We start from the raw sequence: 16,524 nt of genomic DNA on the forward strand, positions 1-16,524 counted from the left end.
GGGCAGTGGAAAAGCTGGTGGTGAACGAGGTCGAGCAGAACCTACGGTTTCAGGGACAGTATTTTGATGTCGAGACGGGGCTGCACTACAATACGTTTCGGTATTATGATCCGGAGATTGGGCGGTTTACTACGCAGGATCCGATTGGGTTGGCGGGTGGGTTTAATCTTTATCAGTATGCGCCAAACTCTCAGGCGTGGCTTGATCCACTAGGACTTACCTCATGTAATGGTTTACCTTCAATGCGTAAACCTGGTGGCTCTGGTAGTAAATATGACTCTGTGAATGGACAAGGCTTATATGTTCTTCATGCCGGTGGCAAAATAAAATATGTCGGTCGTGGTGATGCTCCTGTCCGATTAGCCGCGCATGCTCAGACACCGGGAAAATCTAACCTTGAAAAACTAACAGTTTTCCCTAATAACCTTAGCAAGGCAGAAGCTAAATTTCTTGAGCAAAAACTTATAGGCATGCATGGTGGGGCGCAATCTATGAATCCGCTGACAAATCTTCTAAATAAAATACGCTCGTTCAGTACCTCCAACCCTAATGCTTCAATGTATAAGGTGGCTGGTGATAGCTCCGCTTGGGGTAATACAATTCTTAAAGATGCCTTAACTACTATCAAAGCAGGGATTTAGTCGTGAAATATAAATCAGGAGATATTTTTTTACTGCCTTCAATCTCCGGAAAGCTTGTTGTTTGTCAAATAATATGCGCTTTCAAGGATCGCTTTAAAAGAGTTTTCTCTTTCGGCGTTTTGAGTGTGGCTGATAATGAGGGTGTTGTTGATTTGGTAGATAAAGAATTTCTTCGTTTTAAAAATTCCAGAGGAATGGAGAATGTGATATTTACATCTGTTGATAATCTGAAAAACGGAAAATGGAAAATCGTCGGAAACATCTCTTTAAGCTCTGAAAAAGAAAAGCTTAAGTATTATAGGGATGCTGGTGCGTTATACTTTGAAGACGAATTCTTAGAGATGCTAGAGCATTCTCGGTATAAAAAATATAATGTTTTAGGTGTCGCCGGCTATGATCTTGTCCAAAGTTATGTTGAACAATTTATTGATTAGCAGAAATTCATTTTTGATTTTCTGCTGATCGAGAATCTTTCCTGTTTTTAATTGCGATACAGCGCTCAGTCATGAGGGCTTGATAATTTCAGGAGTGATGCTTTTGCTTTATTGCAAATGAAGAAGCTGATTGATAGTCCTCCTGTTGTCTACGATTTACTCGCAGAGGCAATTTAATGTTGTAAACTTTTAAGACTCTTTAAAAACCAAACTTGCAGTGGGGGTACTAACATTGCTTTAGTCTCCTTCTGCTTCATCGATGCGACCTACAAGTCCAAATACCTGTGGTGGAACAGCCTGGCTCAAGTGGTGCGCTTCCAGGACTGCTCAGGCAAAGACACCCACTACCGCTATGACGATCGCGGCCACCTGATCGCCGTCACCGATGCGCTGAACACCACAACCACGCTGGAGCGCAAACCCGACGGTGAAGTGCTGCGCATCAACCACCCTGATGGCAGCGTTGAGTCCTTTGCCTACAACGCGCTGGGTCAGGTCGTTTCGCACACCAATGGCAAAGGCCAGATCACCCGGCTGTCACGCAATGCTCGAGGTTTGCCGACCCGACGTGAAGACGCCAAGGGCAAGGCCGTTGCCTACCAGTACGACAAGGCCATCCGCCTCATCGCCCTGACCAACGAAAACGACGCCACCTACAACTTCGCCTACGACAATTCCGACCGCCTGATCGAAGAAAAGCGCATCGACAACCTCACCCGCCGTTTCAGCTACAACCTCGGCGGCCACCTGACTCAGGTCGAGGAAATCGGCTACGGCGACAAAGGCGAACAGCTACGCCGCAGCACCTTTCTTGAGCGCGACCCGATTGGTCGCCTGCTGGCCAAACTCAACGACGATGCGCGTCAGGACTACGAATACGACGACGGCGACCGGTTGCTGTCGATTCAGCGCAAACAGACCGACACCGGCAGAAAACTCGGCGTCACCGCCGAGAAACTGGAATTTACCTACGACCTGCTGGGCCGCCTGACGAAAGAGACCACGCCACAAGGCGCGCTGACCTACGACTACGATCCGCTGAGCAACCTGACCACGCTGACCCTTCCCACCGGCCAGCACCTGAACCACCTGTATTACGGCAGTGGTCACCTGCACCAGTTGAACCTCGAAGGCCAGTTGATCAGCGACATGGAACGCGACGACCTGCACCGCGAGATCTACCGCACCCAGGGCAAGCTCACCAGTTGCTTCGGCTACGACAGCATGGGCCGCAAAGCCTGGCAGTACGCAACCACCCTGCCCGCCGAAAAGCTGTCGCAGATCCAGAACCCGCTGATAAAGCCCGAGCGATACGTCGAACACGCCTACAACTCCATCCACCGCCGTTATGAATACGACCCGGCTGGTGAACTGAGCCGCACCCTCGACAAACTGCGCGGCGAAACCCGCTACGAATACGAAGCCAACGGCCAGTTGCTGGCGCGCAACAACGGCTTGATCGTCGATGGCGAAGAGTTCCGCTACGACGCAGCGGCCAACCGCCTGAACTTCAACACCAGCCGCTTTGACCACGTCAAAGACAACCGCCTCAAACAGTGGCGCAACCACGAATACAAATACGACGCCTGGGGCAACCTGATCGAAAAAGCCGTAGGCATCGTGCGCTGGCAAACCTTCACCTACGACTGCGAAAACCGCCTGGTCAAAACCGAGACCATGGCCGATACGCAGGTGGAAAGCACCAACCCACCTACACCCTTGCCATCGCCGCCAACGCAACCGACGTCGCCGCCGTCCGCGTCTCCACCCCCAACTTCACATAGATATGCTCCAGGTGCTTGTTAACCGTCCTGGGGCTCAACTGCAAAATATCGGCAATGTCCTTGTTGGTCTTGCCGCACGCTACCCAGCGAAGCACGTCGACTTCGCGTTCGGTCAGTTGAAAGCTGCTGGAGAGACGGGTGTAAGCGGCGGCGTCGTTGATGCCGGGTGGTTGCGAGGTGCTGCGGGCGGATTGCAGGGTGCGCGCGGTGCGCAGGTGGGAGGCGACTCTGGCGATCATTTCGTTGCACTGGATGGGTTTGATCACGTAGTCGATCGCGCCGGCTTCGAAGCCTTCGACGACGTGTTCGCTGTCGGTCAGGGCGGTCATGAACAGTACCGGGATGTTCGAGGCGTCGGGCTGTTGCTTGATTTGTCGGCAGGTCTCGAAGCCGTCCATTCCCGGCATCATGGCGTCGAGCAGGATCAGGTCCGGGCGGCGGCGCTGGATGCGCATCAGGGCGCTGATGCCATCCAGCGCCACCATGACCATGTAGCCCGCTTCGTCCAGCGCATCGGAGAGCAGCGCGAGGTTGTCCGGGGTGTCGTCGACGATCAGGATGACGCCTTTGTCGCTGGGTTGGCTAAGGGCGTTCATCGAGCATCTCCTTGAGGTGCAGGCTGAGTTCATCCAGACGAAAACCTTTGGCCAGCGCGCGCAGGTCGGTGACGAAACTGCCGCTCGCGATGTTGCTGGTTTCAATGGCGTCCAGTTTGTTCTGGATACCGCGTACGTACCCCAGACCGCACAGGGTGTACAGGTCTTCAAGGTCTTCGCGCGGCGGCAGGATCCACGGGGTTTTTGTTTCGCTGGCAGTGCGGGAGCGATGTTGCCAGTTGAGGTTAAGGTGATGTTTGAGGCGATCCAGCAGGTCGCGCAGGTGCACGGGTTTGGACAGGTAGTCGTGGCCGATGTCGTCGTCGGTGCTTGCATTGGCGTTGGCCGACAGTACGATGACCGGCGCGTTCGAGCGTGCGTTGCGACGGATCATGCGCAGGGTGGCCCAGCCGTCCATGTCCGGCATGGACAGGTCCATCAGGATCAGGTCCGGGTGCAGCAGGGACACCTGGCGAACTGCTTCCATACCGTTTTCGGCCTGGGCGACGGTGAAGCCCAGCGGTTCAAGCATGCCGCTGATGACCTTGCGGTGCTCGATGTGGTCGTCGACCACCAGCACCAGACGCCGCTCGCCGTCATAGCCGACCACGTCATGATTAACGTCGATCACCGCCTTGGGCACCCGCACTTCCGACAGAAACAGGCGCACCTTGAAGTGCGTGCCTTCGCCCGGCGTGCTGGAAACCGACAGCGCACCGCCCATCAGCGCGGTCAGCATGCGGGTGATCGTCAGGCCCAAACCTACGCCGTTGTCATGACGCGTCTGACCGCCACGCTCGAAGGGCTGGAAGATCCGTTCAATTTGCTCCGGGGCAATGCCTATGCCGCTGTCGACGATGTCGAAAATGGCGGTCTCGCGGCGATAACTGACCCGTAACACCACTTCGCCGCTGTCGGTGAAATTCACGGCATTGCCCAGCAGGTTGATCAGGATCTGCCGTACCCGTTTCTCGTCACCGCGCACCACCATAGGCATGCGGCCCTCCAGCTCCAGGCGGAAACCAAGGTTTTTTTCCTGAGCGGTGCCGGCGAACATCTTTTCCAGGTCGTGTAGGAATTCCTGAAACAGAATCTCGGTGGGCTCAAGCTTCAGTTTTCCGGCCTCGATCTTGGCCACGTCCAGTAACCCGTTGATCAGCGACAGCAAGTGCGAACTGCTGCGCATGATAGTTGCCAGCGGGTCCTGATGATGGGGCGGGGTCGTTGTGTCGCGTTGCAGAATCTGCGTGAAGCCCAGAATGCTGTTCAGGGGCGTGCGAAGCTCATGGGACAGCCCGGTGATGTAGCGACTTTTCGCTGCGTTGGCGGCCTCCGAAGCTTCCTTGGCTTTTTGCAGCGCCTGGTCGGTTTTTTCGTGGGCGTCGATTTCCTGTATGAGCAGGGAGGTTTGGCGCTCGGACTCTTCCTGCGCCACCCGGCGGCTTTCTCGGGTCAGCACCACCCACCAGGCGAGGACCCCGGCGAACACGCAGACGGTCAAAAACGCTTTCAGGAAGGCCAGCATCAACAGGTGATGGGCCTCTGGCGATTGGTCGATCAGGCCATGGGCGACCTGGTTGTAGATCAACGCAAGTGCTCCCGACGAGCCCGCCACCAGGATGGTCAACAGGCCCAGGTATTGCGCCAGCCGGGTGTGCAGGTAGTGGCGCGGAAAGCGTGGCAGCACCTTGCCGATCAGGTCCTCGAACTGCATGGACAGCCGCGCCCGTGGTTTGCACTGGTCCCCGCAACGCGCATCCAGTGAGCAGCACAGCGAACAGATGGGCGTTCGATAGGCCGGGCAGTAGGCCATGTCGGGCGTTTCAAAGGCGTTGTTGCACAGGCCGCACAGCAATGATTCCTGCCGTCCTTGCGGGTAGAGCAGGGTGTCGGAGCTGGTGCGGGCGATGTAGTACTTGCCGTCGGTCAGCCAGGCGAGCAGCGGGGCGGTGACCAGCGCGATGGCCAGCGAAATCAAGGGCGGTGCGGCTTGAGCAATGGCGCCGAACAGCCCGAAGTGGGCGCAGAACGACACCAGTGAGGCAATCGACATGGCACCGACGCCCACGGGGTTGATGTCGTAAAGGTGCGCGCGCTTGAACTCGATGTGTTTCGGCGACCAGCCCATAGGCTTGTTGATGACCAGATCAGCGACCAGCGCACCAATCCAGGCAATGGCGACGTTGGCATACAGCCCCAGCACCTGCTCGATGGCATCGAACACGCCGAGCTCCATCAGCACCAGCGCGATGGCCACGTTGAAGACCAGCCAGACCACACGCCCCGGGTGGCTGTGGGTGACGCGGACAAAAAAGTTCGACCAGGCCAGCGAGCCTGCGTAGGCATTGGTCATGTTGATCTTGATCTGGGAAATGATCACGAACAGGGTCATGGCCGCCAGCGCCCACTCGGGGGAACTGAACACGTACCGGAAGGCGACCAGGTACATCTGCGTCGGCTCGGCGGCGCGCTCAACGGGCACTTCATGTTGCAGGGCGAGAAAAGCCAGGAAGGCCCCGGCCATGATTTTCAGCGCGCCGGGGATGATCCAGCCAGGCCCTGCCATGAGCAATGCGGCCCACCAGCGTTTGCGGTTGTGCCGGGTCTTTTCCGGGAGAAAGCGCAGGTAGTCGACCTGCTCGCCGATCTGCGTCACCAACGACAGCGCGACGCTGAACGCCGCACCGAAAAACAACAGGTCAAAGGTGCCGCCTTCACCTTCGCGCCCGGAGAAACTCAGCCAGTCGACGAGGGCATCGGGGTTTTTCCAGATCACGAACACATAGGGCACCAGCAGCAGCGTCAGCCACAACGGTTGTGACCACATCTGCAAGCGGCTGATCAGGGTGACGCCGTAAACCGCCAGCGGGATGACGATGATTGAGCAAATGATGTAGGCCAGCGCAATCGGAATGTGGAAGTAAAGCTCCAGCGCCAGGGCCATGATTGCCGCTTCAAGGGCGAAGAACAGAAAGGTGAAGCTGGCGTAGATCAGCGACGTGATGGTCGAGCCGATGTAGCCGAACCCTGCGCCACGGGTCAGCAGGTCCATGTCGACGCCATAGCGCGCTGCGTAGTAGCTGATTGGCAGGCCGGTCAGGAAGATCACCAGTGCAGTGGCGAGGATTGCCCAGAGGGTATTGGTGAACCCGTAGCTGATCACCAGCGCGCCGCCGATGGCCTCGAGTGCCAAAAAGGACACGGCACCAACGGCCGTGTTCGAAATGCGCCATTCCGACCATTTGCGAAACGATTTGGGCGTGAACCTGAGCGCGTAGTCTTCCATTGTTTCGTCGGCGACCAGGCGGTTGTAGTCGCGTCGAATTTTTATGATGCGCTGAGAGCCTGAAGGTCGCACGGTACGTCTCCAGAGGAGGGGTAATAGGTCGTTCGAAGCTCCCTGATAAAACAAACGCTGTACAACAAAAGCCAGCAATATCCATGCCCGCGGCTTGCGCAGGTGCGCAATCATGCCTGCAAATCCGTCCGCTGGCGGTAAGTCAAATGACGTATGCGACTACGTCATGCTGCGTATACCCGCATCGTGCACGCCGCTTCATGCTGAGCCCACCTCGTGACCAGACGCCAACAGAGCGTCAGTCAGGACTCACTCGCACAGGAGCCGCACCATGGACACATCCCTGACAAGCACCAAGCGCTCACTCCCCCGACGGCTGGCCTTGGGCACGGCGGCGCTGTCGCTGATTGCCGCCAGTATTTTCGGTCAGGCAGCCATCGCCGCCGACGCCAACACCACTGGCCTTGCGGTTACCGCGACCGAAGTCACTGTCGGTCAGTTGCACTCGGCCACCGGCACGATGGCGATCTCTGAGACCGGTTCGATTCAAGCCGAGCGCCTGGCGATCGAGCAGATCAACGCATCGGGCGGCATTCTCGGTCGGCAGATCAAAGTGGTGCAGGAGGATGGTGCGTCCGATTGGCCGACCTTTGCCGAAAAAGCCAGAAAGCTGCTGGTCGGCGACAAGGTAGCGGCGGTGTTTGGCTGCTGGACATCGGCCTCGCGCAAAGCCGTGCTGCCGGTGTTCGAGAAGGAAAACGGGCTTTTGTACTACCCGACGTTCTATGAAGGCCTGGAGCAATCCAAAAACGTGATTTATACCGGCCAGGAAGCGACCCAGCAGATTCTTGCGGGCCTGGACTGGATTGCCAAAGAGAAGGGCGCCAAGACCTTTTACCTGATCGGCTCGGATTACATCTGGCCGCGTACCTCGATGAAGATCGCTCGCAAGCACATTGAAAACGTTCTGCATGGCACCGTGGTCGGCGAGGATTATTACCCGCTGGGCAACACCCAGTTCGGCTCGCTGATCAACAAGGTCAAGCTGAAGAAACCGGATGTGGTGTTCGCCGCCGTGGTCGGTGGCTCCAACGTAGCGTTCTACAAACAGCTCAAGGCTGCAGGTGTGACGTCCACCAAACAGAACCTGCTGACCTTGTCGGTCACCGAAGACGAACTGCTCGGCATCGGCGGCGAAAACATGGAAGGTTTCTACGCCTCCATGAAGTACTTCCAGAGCCTCGACAACCCCAACAACAAAGCCTTTGTTGACGCGTTCAAGGCCAAATACGGCAAGGATTCGGTGATGGGCGACGTGACCCAGGCTGCCTACCTCGGCCCATGGTTGTGGAAAGCCGCAGTCGAGAAAGCCGGCAGCTTTGATGTCGACAAGGTGGTCGCGGCATCCCCGGGTATCGAGCTCAAGACGGCGCCTGAAGGCTACGTGAAAGTTCACGAAAACCATCACCTGTGGAGCAAGACGCGCATCGGTGAGGTTCAAGCCAATGGCCAGTTCAAGGTGATCTACGAATCTGACCTGATCGAGCCCAACCCTTTCCCGAAAGGCTACCAGTAAGCACTGCGCAGGGTGGGGGGCAGTCGGCTCCCACCCTGACGGTGTTTCGCCTGCCTTTCTCTTCATTCGGGGACCATCACCATGCAATGGCTATCTGAGTTCGGTGCTATCGCCGCCATGCAAGGGTTCAACGGGCTTTCGGTGTTCTGCGTGCTGTTGCTCATGGCGCTCGGGCTGGCAATCATTTTCGGCCAGATGGGCGTGATCAACATGGCCCACGGCGAGTTTCTGACCGTCGGCGCGTACACCACCTATGTGCTGTCGACGCTGGTGCAGACCTATATGCCGTCGATGCAGCCTTACTACTTTTTCTTCGCCATTGCGCTGTCGTTCGTGGTGGCGGGCTCGATTGGCTGGGTGGTCGAGCGGGTGATGATCAGCCGTCTCTATCACCGGCCGCTGGACACATTGTTGGCGACCTGGGGTTTGTCGCTGGTAATGCAACAAGCGCTGCGTTCGATCTTCGGTGCCCGGGAAGTCAGCGCCAACCCGCCCGAGTGGCTGATGGGCGCGGTCAGCCTGAGCGACACCATCGAGATTCCGCGCAATGGCCTGTTCGTGATGGCGCTGACCGTGCTGCTGACCGGTTGCATCTTCCTCATGCTGTACCGCACACGCTGGGGCCTGCATGTGCGGGCAACGGTGCAGAACCGGGTGATGAGCCGCGCCGTGGGGATCAACACCCGCGAAGTGGACCGCATGACCTTTGCGCTGGGTTGCGGCGTGGCGGGGGTGGCGGGCGCGGCGTTTACCACCATCGGCTCCACCGGGCCGACGGCCGGGTCGCTGTATATCGTCGACACGTTTCTGGTGGTGGTCTTCGGCGGTGCGCAAAGCCTGCTGGGCACGATTGCTTCGGCGTTCACCATTGCCCAGACGCAGTCGATTGCCGAGTTTTTCATGAGTGGATCGATGGCCAAGGTGCTGACCCTGTCTGCCGTGATTCTGATTCTGCTGATGCGCCCGCAAGGGTTGTTCTCAAGCAAAGTTCGCAAGTAGAGGTCGCCCGATGAACGCAATAGACAAACTCATGGGCGGACGACAGGGTGTTATCGGCCTGCTGATCCTCGCGGCCCTGATTCTGCTGGTCTTTCCGCTTACCCTTGACGCTTTTCGTCTGAACATGATCGGCAAATACCTGACCTATGCCTTTGTCGCGGTGGGCCTGGTGTTGTGCTGGGGCTATGGCGGAATTCTCAGCCTGGGCCAAGGCGTGTTTTTTGGTCTGGGCGGGTATTGCATGGCGATGTTTCTCAAGCTGGAAGCCAGCGACCCCCAGAGCACGAAAATCCAGTCAACACCGGGTATTCCCGACTTCATGGACTGGAACCAGATCACCGAACTGCCAGCGTTGTGGGTGCCGTTTCACAGCTTCACGTTCAGCGTCTTCGCCGTGATTGCCGTGCCCGTGCTGCTCGCGTGGATCATCGGCACTGCGCTGTTCAAGCGGCGTGTGGGCGATGTGTATTTCTCCATCGTCACCCAGGCCATTGCGCTGATTCTCACGGTGCTGATCATCGGCCAGCAGGGCCTGACCGGAGGCATTAACGGTATTACCGATCTCAAGACGTTGCTGGGCTGGGACATCCGCAGCGATGGCGCCAAGTTGGCTCTGTATTTCGTCAATGCGGGCCTGCTGCTGGGCTGCATCCTGATCGGCAAGTTCATTCTGGCTTCCAAGCTCGGTCGCCTGCTGATGGCCATGCGCGACAAGGAAGAGCGCGTACGGTTTTCGGGCTATGACGTGGCGGGTTTCAAGATATTCGTTTACTGCGTCGCGGCCGGTTTCTCGGCCATCGGCGGGGCCATGTTCGCTTTGCAGGTGGGTTTCATGTCGCCCTCGTTCGTGGGCATCGTGCCGTCCATCGAGATGGTGATATTTGCCGCAGTCGGCGGACGCATGTCGTTGCTGGGGGCGGTGTATGGCTCGTTGCTGGTCAACTACGGGAAAACCTACTTCTCGGAGTCCTTTCCAGAGCTCTGGTTGTACTTGATGGGCGGGTTGTTTATCGCTGTGGTCATGTACTTCCCGGATGGCCTGGCGGGTCTGTGGGAAAGCCACGGGCGCAAGTGGCTGGGGCGCTTCAAACGCAGTGACAAGCCGGTCGCGCCTGCCATTCCCGGCGCTGGCCACGCACCCGTAAAAAACACACCGGTGAAAAGCAGCGTGGAGACTCAGTCATGAGCCAGCCGACCGCGTTTCACATGCCCAAGCCGGTGCTGGCCATCGAAGGGCTGACCGTGTCCTTCGACGGTTTCAAGGCGGTGGACGATCTCAATCTGTACATCGACCGCAACGAAGTCCGCGTGGTGATCGGGCCCAATGGTGCGGGCAAGACCACCGTGCTCGATTTGATCTGCGGCAAGACCCGCGCCACCAGCGGCAGCATTGAGTTCAAGGGCCGTGAGCTCACCCGTATGAAGGAATACGACATTGTGCGTGCCGGTGTGGGGCGCAAGTTCCAGACCCCGTCGATCTACGACAACCTGTCGGTGTTCGAGAACCTGGAAATGTCTTTCCCCAAAGGCCGCACGGTATTCGGCGCGCTGTTTTTTCAGCGTACCGATGAAGTGGTGGACCGGGTGAATCAGGTGGCTGCAGAAATTTTTCTCGGTGACCTGTTACGCCAGCAGGCAGGGCTGTTGTCCCACGGCCAGAAGCAGTGGCTGGAAATCGGCATGCTGCTGATGCAGGACCCGGAGCTGTTGATGCTCGACGAACCGGTCGCCGGGATGAGCGTCAGTGAGCGTGCGCAAACTGCCGAGCTGCTCAAGCGGATCAGCCAGGGCCGCTCGGTGCTGGTGATCGAGCACGACATGGAGTTCGTCAAAAGCATCGCGCACAAGGTCACGGTGTTGCATCAGGGCAAGGTGCTTGCCGAGGGCAGCATGGAGTCGGTGCAGAAGAACCCGAAAGTCATTGAAGTCTATCTGGGCCACTGAGGAGCACAGCATGTTTGCGATCAACCAGTTGGCTTGCGGTTACGGTCAGAGCCAGATTCTTCATGACCTGAACTTGAAGGTCGATAAGCAGGAAATAGTCGCGGTGATGGGCCGCAATGGTATGGGCAAGACCACCCTGTTCAAAAGCCTGATGGGCATATTGCCGCAATGGGGTGGCCAGGTGACGGTTGCCGGCGTGGACATCTCGGCGATGGAAACCCACGCCAGGGTCGAGCATGGCATGGCCTATGTGCCTCAGGGCCGAATGATCTTTCCGGCCATGACGGTACTGGAAAATATCCAGACTGGCCTGCCAGCCTCGGCCAAAGGCAAGGTGCCAGACGACCTCTATGCGCTGTTTCCAGTGCTGTTTGACATGCGCGGGCGACGCGGCGGCAACCTGTCCGGCGGGCAGCAACAACAATTGGCCATCGCCCGCGCACTGGCGACCAAGCCCAAGGTTCTATTGCTGGACGAGCCCACCGAAGGCATTCAGCCGTCGATCATCAAGGACATCGCACGCACGCTCAAAGAGATTCGTTCCCTGCATGACCTGACCATCGTTGTGTCCGAGCAGGTGCTGTCGTTCACCCTGGAAATTGCCGACCGGTTTCTGGTGATCGAGAAGGGCCGGTTTGTCGTCGAGGAAAGCCGGGCCAATGTCGATGAGGCGACGATCAGTCGTTACCTGTCGGTGTAAACCCTGACCTCACGCTTCATGACTTGAAACACCGTTATCGCGGGCCTGCGCGTTGTCTGTCGCACAAGGCCCAAGGCATCCGCTTGCCCGCGATAAGCCACATTCCCCAGAAAGGAGATACGCCATGACCGAAGTTCTGATCAAAGTCGACCTCAATCAGCCTGTGACTGAAAACGAGCAGATCCACAACCGCTGGCACCCGGATATTCCCATGGCGTGCTGGGTCAAGCCCGGTGAAGACTTTATTCTGGAAACCTACGACTGGACCGCCGGGGCTATCAAGAACAACGACGATGCCAGCGATGTACGCGACGTCGATCTTTCGACGGTCCATTACCTGTCCGGCCCGGTCGGTGTGCACGGTGCAGAGCCCGGCGACCTGCTGGTGGTCGACCTGCTGGACATCGGCGCTCGGGCTGATTCGCAGTGGGGCTTCAACGGCTTCTTTTCCAGACAGAACGGCGGCGGGTTTCTTACCGACCACTTTCCGATGGCTCAGAAGGCGATCTGGGACTTCAAGGGCATGATGACCAGTTCGCGGCACATTCCCGGTGTCGAGTTTGCCGGTTTGATCCATCCGGGGCTGATCGGCTGTCTGCCGGACCACAAGATGCTCGCCGAGTGGAACCGTCGCGAGCAGGAATTGATCGACACCGACCCTGGGCGCGTCCCGCCGCTGGCCAACCCGCCGCACGCCAAAACCGCGCACCTGGGCAAGATGAAAGGCGGGCCCAAGCGTGATCTGGCTGCTGCCACCGGGGCGCGCACCGTGCCGCCCCGCGAACATGGCGGTAACTGCGATATCAAGGATTTGTCCCGTGGTTCCAAGGTGTTTTTTCCGGTGTACGTGGACGGCGCCGGTCTGTCGGTGGGCGATCTGCACTTCAGTCAGGGCGATGGCGAGATCACCTTTTGCGGTGCCATTGAAATGGCTGGCTGGGTGCACATGCGCGTTGAGCTGATCAAAGGCGGCATGGCCAAGTACGGGATCAAGAACCCTGTCTTCAAACCCAGCCCGATCGTGCCGACCTACAACAAGTACCTGATCTTTGAGGGCATCTCGGTCGATGAATCAGGCCAGCAGCACTACCTGGACGTCAACGTCGCCTATCGACAGGCGTGCCTCAACGCCATCAACTACATGACCAAGTTCGGTTACTCGCCCGCGCAGGGCTACGCGCTGCTGGGTTCGGCGCCGGTGCAGGGCCATATCAGCGGCATCGTCGATATTCCCAATGCCTGCGCAACGCTCTGGCTGCCGACCGAGATCTTCAAGTTCGATATCAACCCGAACGCCGACGGCCCGACCCGCTTTATCGACGGCAGCATCGACTTGCCGATTGCGCCGGACAAGTAAGCGCCCGCCCGGGATCGTTCTGGTGACGTCTGTCTGCGCGCGGCGTTCACCAGAATGAGCGGACGGTATCGGCGTTGCCGACGAATTTTTTTCGGAGAACTGTGTATGCCCATGTACGAATACGATTGCCCCGAGTGCGGCTACTTCACCGCCCTGCGCCCAATGGCCGACAGTGCGCTGCCTTGCGATTGCCCGGTCTGCGAAGTCTCCAGCATGCGGGTGATATTGTCAGCGCCCGGTCTGGCGACCATGACGGGCAATACCCGCAGCGCCATCGCCGCCAACGAACGCAGCGCCCATGCGCCTAAAACCGTGGCTGAGTATCAGGACAGCAAGCGTCATCCAAAGGGCTGTGGGTGCTGCGGGCCTGCCAAAGTGGTGCAACCGACCAAGGCAAACCCGCACGCCCTCAAAGGCAAGACTGCGGGCAGGCCGTGGATGATCAGCCACTGAGTGCTGTTGCCCTGTAGAATTTCTGAACGGTGCGAAAACAGCTGCTGGCGATCTGGCCAGCAACCTGTCCTCAGTATTCAGCCACATAGGAGTCAGCATGTTCGAAAAAGGTATCTGGTTGAACGAACCCAGGCAGTGGAGCGTGACGGATCAGCGCCTGACTGTCATCACAGACCCCGAAACTGACTTCTGGCAGCAGACGCATTATGGCTTCTGTCGAGACACCGGCCATTTTCTAGGTGTTTCAGTGAAGGGTGACTTCACCGCGCAAGTGCATGTGCAGGGTGATTTCAAAACTCTGTATGACCAGGCGGGCCTGATGGTGCGAGTCGATGAGCGCAACTGGGTGAAAACGGGTGTCGAGGTCAGCGATGGCGCCCTGATGCTGGGCAGTGTTTTGACCTGCGGGCAGTCGGATTGGGCCACGGGCGTGTTTGATGACTCCTCATCAGGGCTCTGGCTGCGAGTCACTGTCGCCAAGGGCGTAATGCGCATTCAGCATTCCAGCGACGGGCTGCGCTGGCCATTGTTGCGTCTGGCAGCATTCCCGCTGAGCGAGCGTTATGCCGTAGGGTCCATGTGCTGCAGCCCGGAGCGGGGAGGGCTTGAAGTGGTGTTTTCTCATTTCGAAGTCATGCCTGCGCTGGGCAAGGATTTGCATGATCTGACATGAGCGGCTCTTCAACGGGCGTTTGCGAGCCAGTTGAAGAGTTTTACCTATCAGTTGGGGCTACTTGAGAATCGTGAACGTGCAGTTTTCAGGGGACGTTTTTTCGCACACGTTGTAGATAAGACCCAGTGGCCCTTCTTCTTTTTTCCAGGCGCTGCCTTCGGTTTTCACAGTGATATGTTGTCCACTGGTTGCGGTAAAGCGCATGTCGACGGTGTCGCGACCAGCAATGTTGTACGTGCAGTATTGAATTCGTTGAGGGCCGACCGGATTTTCCTGAGTGGCCAGCGCCATCTCAAAAGACTGCACGGGCATTTCTTTCGCCACAGCCCCTTGAAGAATACCGGTCCATTCTCCATCGTTACCGTTTGCACGGTAGACACCTGGAGAAACCTTTTCGATTTTTGCGACGGCAGGGCAGTTTTCCATTGCCTGAGAGACCGCGGATATTCCCATCAGGGAAGTAGTAACTGCGAAGCTGATCAGTATCTTTTTCATGGTAGTCCTTTACTTTATGATTCAACACTTAATGTGTTGAGGTATTAGGTGCCACTCATGTCGGTCTGCTATAGACAAGGCATTTTCATGAGTGGCCGTTGGGTGTTCGTCGAAATGAAGTTTGCGGGTTTTTCTTGCGAGGTTGGAAATATATAAATATTTTCTGAAGACGGTAGCCAACTATTTTGCAGATTGACCTGCACGCCCGGTCATCGCTCAACTCGAACGCCTGCATACCGTCATCAGCCAATCAAAAACACAGTCCTGTATCAGCCGTGATGTTTTATTCGCCTGAACGCGCGGTCGATGGATGACGGGAGTTATCCATTTCAGCCCTCACCTTGCCCGGCGTACTGCCTGTCCATGACTGGAATGCGCGAGCAAAGGAATTGGCGTCCTCGAAGCCCAGAAGAAACGATATCTGCGCACTCGACATGGCTGTGCTGCGCAGGTAGTGGCGTGCCAGGGAATCGCGCAGCGTATCGAGCGTCTGCTGAAACGTCGTCCCTTCATCCTGCAACCTGCGCTGCAGAGTGCGGGTACTGACGCCCAGTTTTCGGCTGATCTGCTGCATCGATACCGCGCCTGCCGGTAAAGACTCAAGCAGCGCACTGCGTACCCGCTCGACCATTCCGGATGTCCTGTCCAGTTCAGACAATCGCTGTCGCAGACCGGGCTCGAAGAACAACCACATCTTGTGGTTTTCCGTCAGAAACGGGCGCTCTACGTCCGCCGCTGCAAATACCAGGCTGGCCTGTGGCGCGTGAGTCACTGGAATGCCGAAGTACGCTTGATAGGCCTGCAAGTCCGGGCCAGGCGTCGATGGCGACGGCCAGTTAACCTGCAAGGGCTGCACAGGACTGCGTGTCGCCAGTCTGGCCAATTGAACAAAAAACACGAGCTTGAATGCCAGAAACACAGTGGGCGGTTCGCAGGCGTCCAGAAAATCCATGGTGACGGTGGTGTGCGCTTTGGTCGGCACGACCCGAATGACCATGGGCGCGATCAACCTTACGTATTTGGCAATGCGCTCCAGGGCGTCGGCCATGTTGGCGCTGCACAGCGCGGCAAAAAGTTCTGGATCAAACCAGTCCGAAGACATGACCTTGGCAATTTGCAAAGGCGCCGGCAAGTCCGCATTGATGGATGCAGCCTCGGCTTCGATCGCCTCCCAAAGCTTGAAGAAGTGCGCCGAGTCCAGACGAACATTTTGTCGTGTGAACAAATCACCCGGCAATTGCGCGCGACGCAAGACGGGCGCCGTCGCCAGTCCGGCATCCTGCATCAATACCCGCCATCCCGGCCAGACCGAGTAGTCCAGAGCCGAACTGCGTTTACCAGTAGGGGACATTCACTTCACTCATGGAAAGGTTCGGGTTCAATCAGCAAGGGCCCAGTTTAAGTCGCCAATCACGCCACGACAACGGCGGATGACGCCAGTTACGCCAGAACAAAATTGGCGCGTTTCGAGGTCAGGTTGGCGCGTTAGGCGAGTGCCAACTGTTCATTGGGCGAGCATTGTATGCATTGTCTGAGGTGCAGAGTTACCCAAGCACTTTCGAGAACAAGACAGG

At 57.6% G+C, this 16,524-nt stretch carries 14 protein-coding genes and 1 pseudogene; 11 read left to right on the forward strand and 4 right to left on the reverse strand.

The annotated features are described in order from the left end of the window. The 3 genes and pseudogenes from QRN38_RS15070 to QRN38_RS15080 all read left to right on the forward strand — a co-directional run. Positions 1-641 (forward strand): RHS repeat-associated core domain-containing protein (locus tag QRN38_RS15070; RefSeq protein ID WP_285362440.1); only part of this gene is annotated, 641 nt, incomplete at its 5' end. A gap of 2 nt (positions 642-643) precedes the next feature. Further along, positions 644-1,075 (forward strand): Imm26 family immunity protein, encoded by a 432-nt coding sequence (locus tag QRN38_RS15075; protein WP_057418476.1) that lies wholly within the window; start codon positions 644-646, stop codon positions 1,073-1,075. Positions 1,076-1,330: 255 nt separating this feature from the next. Beyond that, positions 1,331-2,782 (forward strand): annotated as a pseudogene (locus tag QRN38_RS15080) (type IV secretion protein Rhs); the annotation flags it as partial. A 4-nt stretch (positions 2,783-2,786) separates the two neighbouring features. Here the strand turns inward: QRN38_RS15080 and QRN38_RS15085 are convergent. Together QRN38_RS15085 and QRN38_RS15090 are read right to left on the reverse strand one after the other, a co-directional pair. After that, the gene (locus tag QRN38_RS15085; RefSeq protein WP_024668055.1) at positions 2,787-3,455 is read right to left on the reverse strand and encodes a response regulator; all 669 of its coding nucleotides are present in this window, start codon (positions 3,453-3,455) and stop codon (positions 2,787-2,789) included. After that, on the reverse strand, positions 3,442-6,813 hold the full coding sequence (locus QRN38_RS15090) for an ATP-binding protein (RefSeq protein ID WP_057417453.1): 3,372 nt from the start codon (positions 6,811-6,813) through the stop codon (positions 3,442-3,444). Before QRN38_RS15090 ends, QRN38_RS15085 begins: the two co-directional genes overlap by 14 nt. Positions 6,814-7,084: 271 nt before the next feature. On the opposite strand from QRN38_RS15090, the gene urtA reads away from it, so the two are divergent. The 8 genes from urtA (at position 7,085) to QRN38_RS15130 (ending at position 14,455) form a co-directional block, all read left to right on the forward strand. After that, positions 7,085-8,329, forward strand: a complete 1,245-nt coding sequence (urtA, locus tag QRN38_RS15095; protein WP_005767480.1) for an urea ABC transporter substrate-binding protein — start codon at positions 7,085-7,087, stop codon at positions 8,327-8,329. Positions 8,330-8,410: 81 nt separating this feature from the next. Continuing rightward, positions 8,411-9,328: an urea ABC transporter permease subunit UrtB gene (gene urtB, locus QRN38_RS15100; protein WP_024668053.1), complete on the forward strand. Its 918-nt coding sequence runs from the start codon at positions 8,411-8,413 to the stop codon at positions 9,326-9,328. Between the two features lie 10 nt (positions 9,329-9,338). Then, on the forward strand, positions 9,339-10,514 hold the full coding sequence (gene urtC, locus QRN38_RS15105; RefSeq protein ID WP_057417409.1) for an urea ABC transporter permease subunit UrtC: 1,176 nt from the start codon (positions 9,339-9,341) through the stop codon (positions 10,512-10,514). Continuing rightward, positions 10,511-11,272, forward strand: a complete 762-nt coding sequence (urtD, locus tag QRN38_RS15110; protein ID WP_005619907.1) for an urea ABC transporter ATP-binding protein UrtD — start codon at positions 10,511-10,513, stop codon at positions 11,270-11,272. Before urtC ends, urtD begins: the two co-directional genes overlap by 4 nt. Positions 11,273-11,282: 10 nt before the next feature. Continuing rightward, the gene (gene urtE / locus QRN38_RS15115) at positions 11,283-11,972 is read left to right on the forward strand and encodes an urea ABC transporter ATP-binding subunit UrtE (protein WP_057417454.1); all 690 of its coding nucleotides are present in this window, start codon (positions 11,283-11,285) and stop codon (positions 11,970-11,972) included. Between the two features lie 124 nt (positions 11,973-12,096). Continuing rightward, a complete protein-coding gene (gene fmdA, locus QRN38_RS15120) occupies positions 12,097-13,329 on the forward strand; it encodes a formamidase (RefSeq protein WP_057417455.1) in 1,233 nt (410 codons plus the stop codon). A 105-nt stretch (positions 13,330-13,434) separates the two neighbouring features. Beyond that, on the forward strand, positions 13,435-13,782 hold the full coding sequence (locus tag QRN38_RS15125; RefSeq protein ID WP_010213526.1) for an FmdB family zinc ribbon protein: 348 nt from the start codon (positions 13,435-13,437) through the stop codon (positions 13,780-13,782). A 97-nt stretch (positions 13,783-13,879) separates the two neighbouring features. Further along, positions 13,880-14,455 carry a DUF1349 domain-containing protein gene (locus QRN38_RS15130; protein ID WP_005767492.1) on the forward strand — a complete coding sequence of 192 codons (576 nt, stop codon included), beginning with the start codon at positions 13,880-13,882 and terminating at the stop codon, positions 14,453-14,455. 57 nt (positions 14,456-14,512) lie between these two features. On the opposite strand, the gene QRN38_RS15135 is transcribed toward QRN38_RS15130, so the two are convergent. Together QRN38_RS15135 and QRN38_RS15140 are read right to left on the reverse strand one after the other, a co-directional pair. After that, a complete protein-coding gene (locus QRN38_RS15135; RefSeq protein ID WP_005767494.1) occupies positions 14,513-14,950 on the reverse strand; it encodes a DUF3757 domain-containing protein in 438 nt (145 codons plus the stop codon). 283 nt (positions 14,951-15,233) lie between these two features. Continuing rightward, on the reverse strand, positions 15,234-16,235 hold the full coding sequence (locus QRN38_RS15140) for an AraC family transcriptional regulator (RefSeq protein WP_162491787.1): 1,002 nt from the start codon (positions 16,233-16,235) through the stop codon (positions 15,234-15,236). Positions 16,236-16,524 lie beyond the last annotated feature (289 nt).

This window comes from Pseudomonas sp. CFBP2511 (assembly GCF_030209255.1).
Lineage (GTDB): Bacteria > Pseudomonadota > Gammaproteobacteria > Pseudomonadales > Pseudomonadaceae > Aquipseudomonas > Aquipseudomonas avellanae.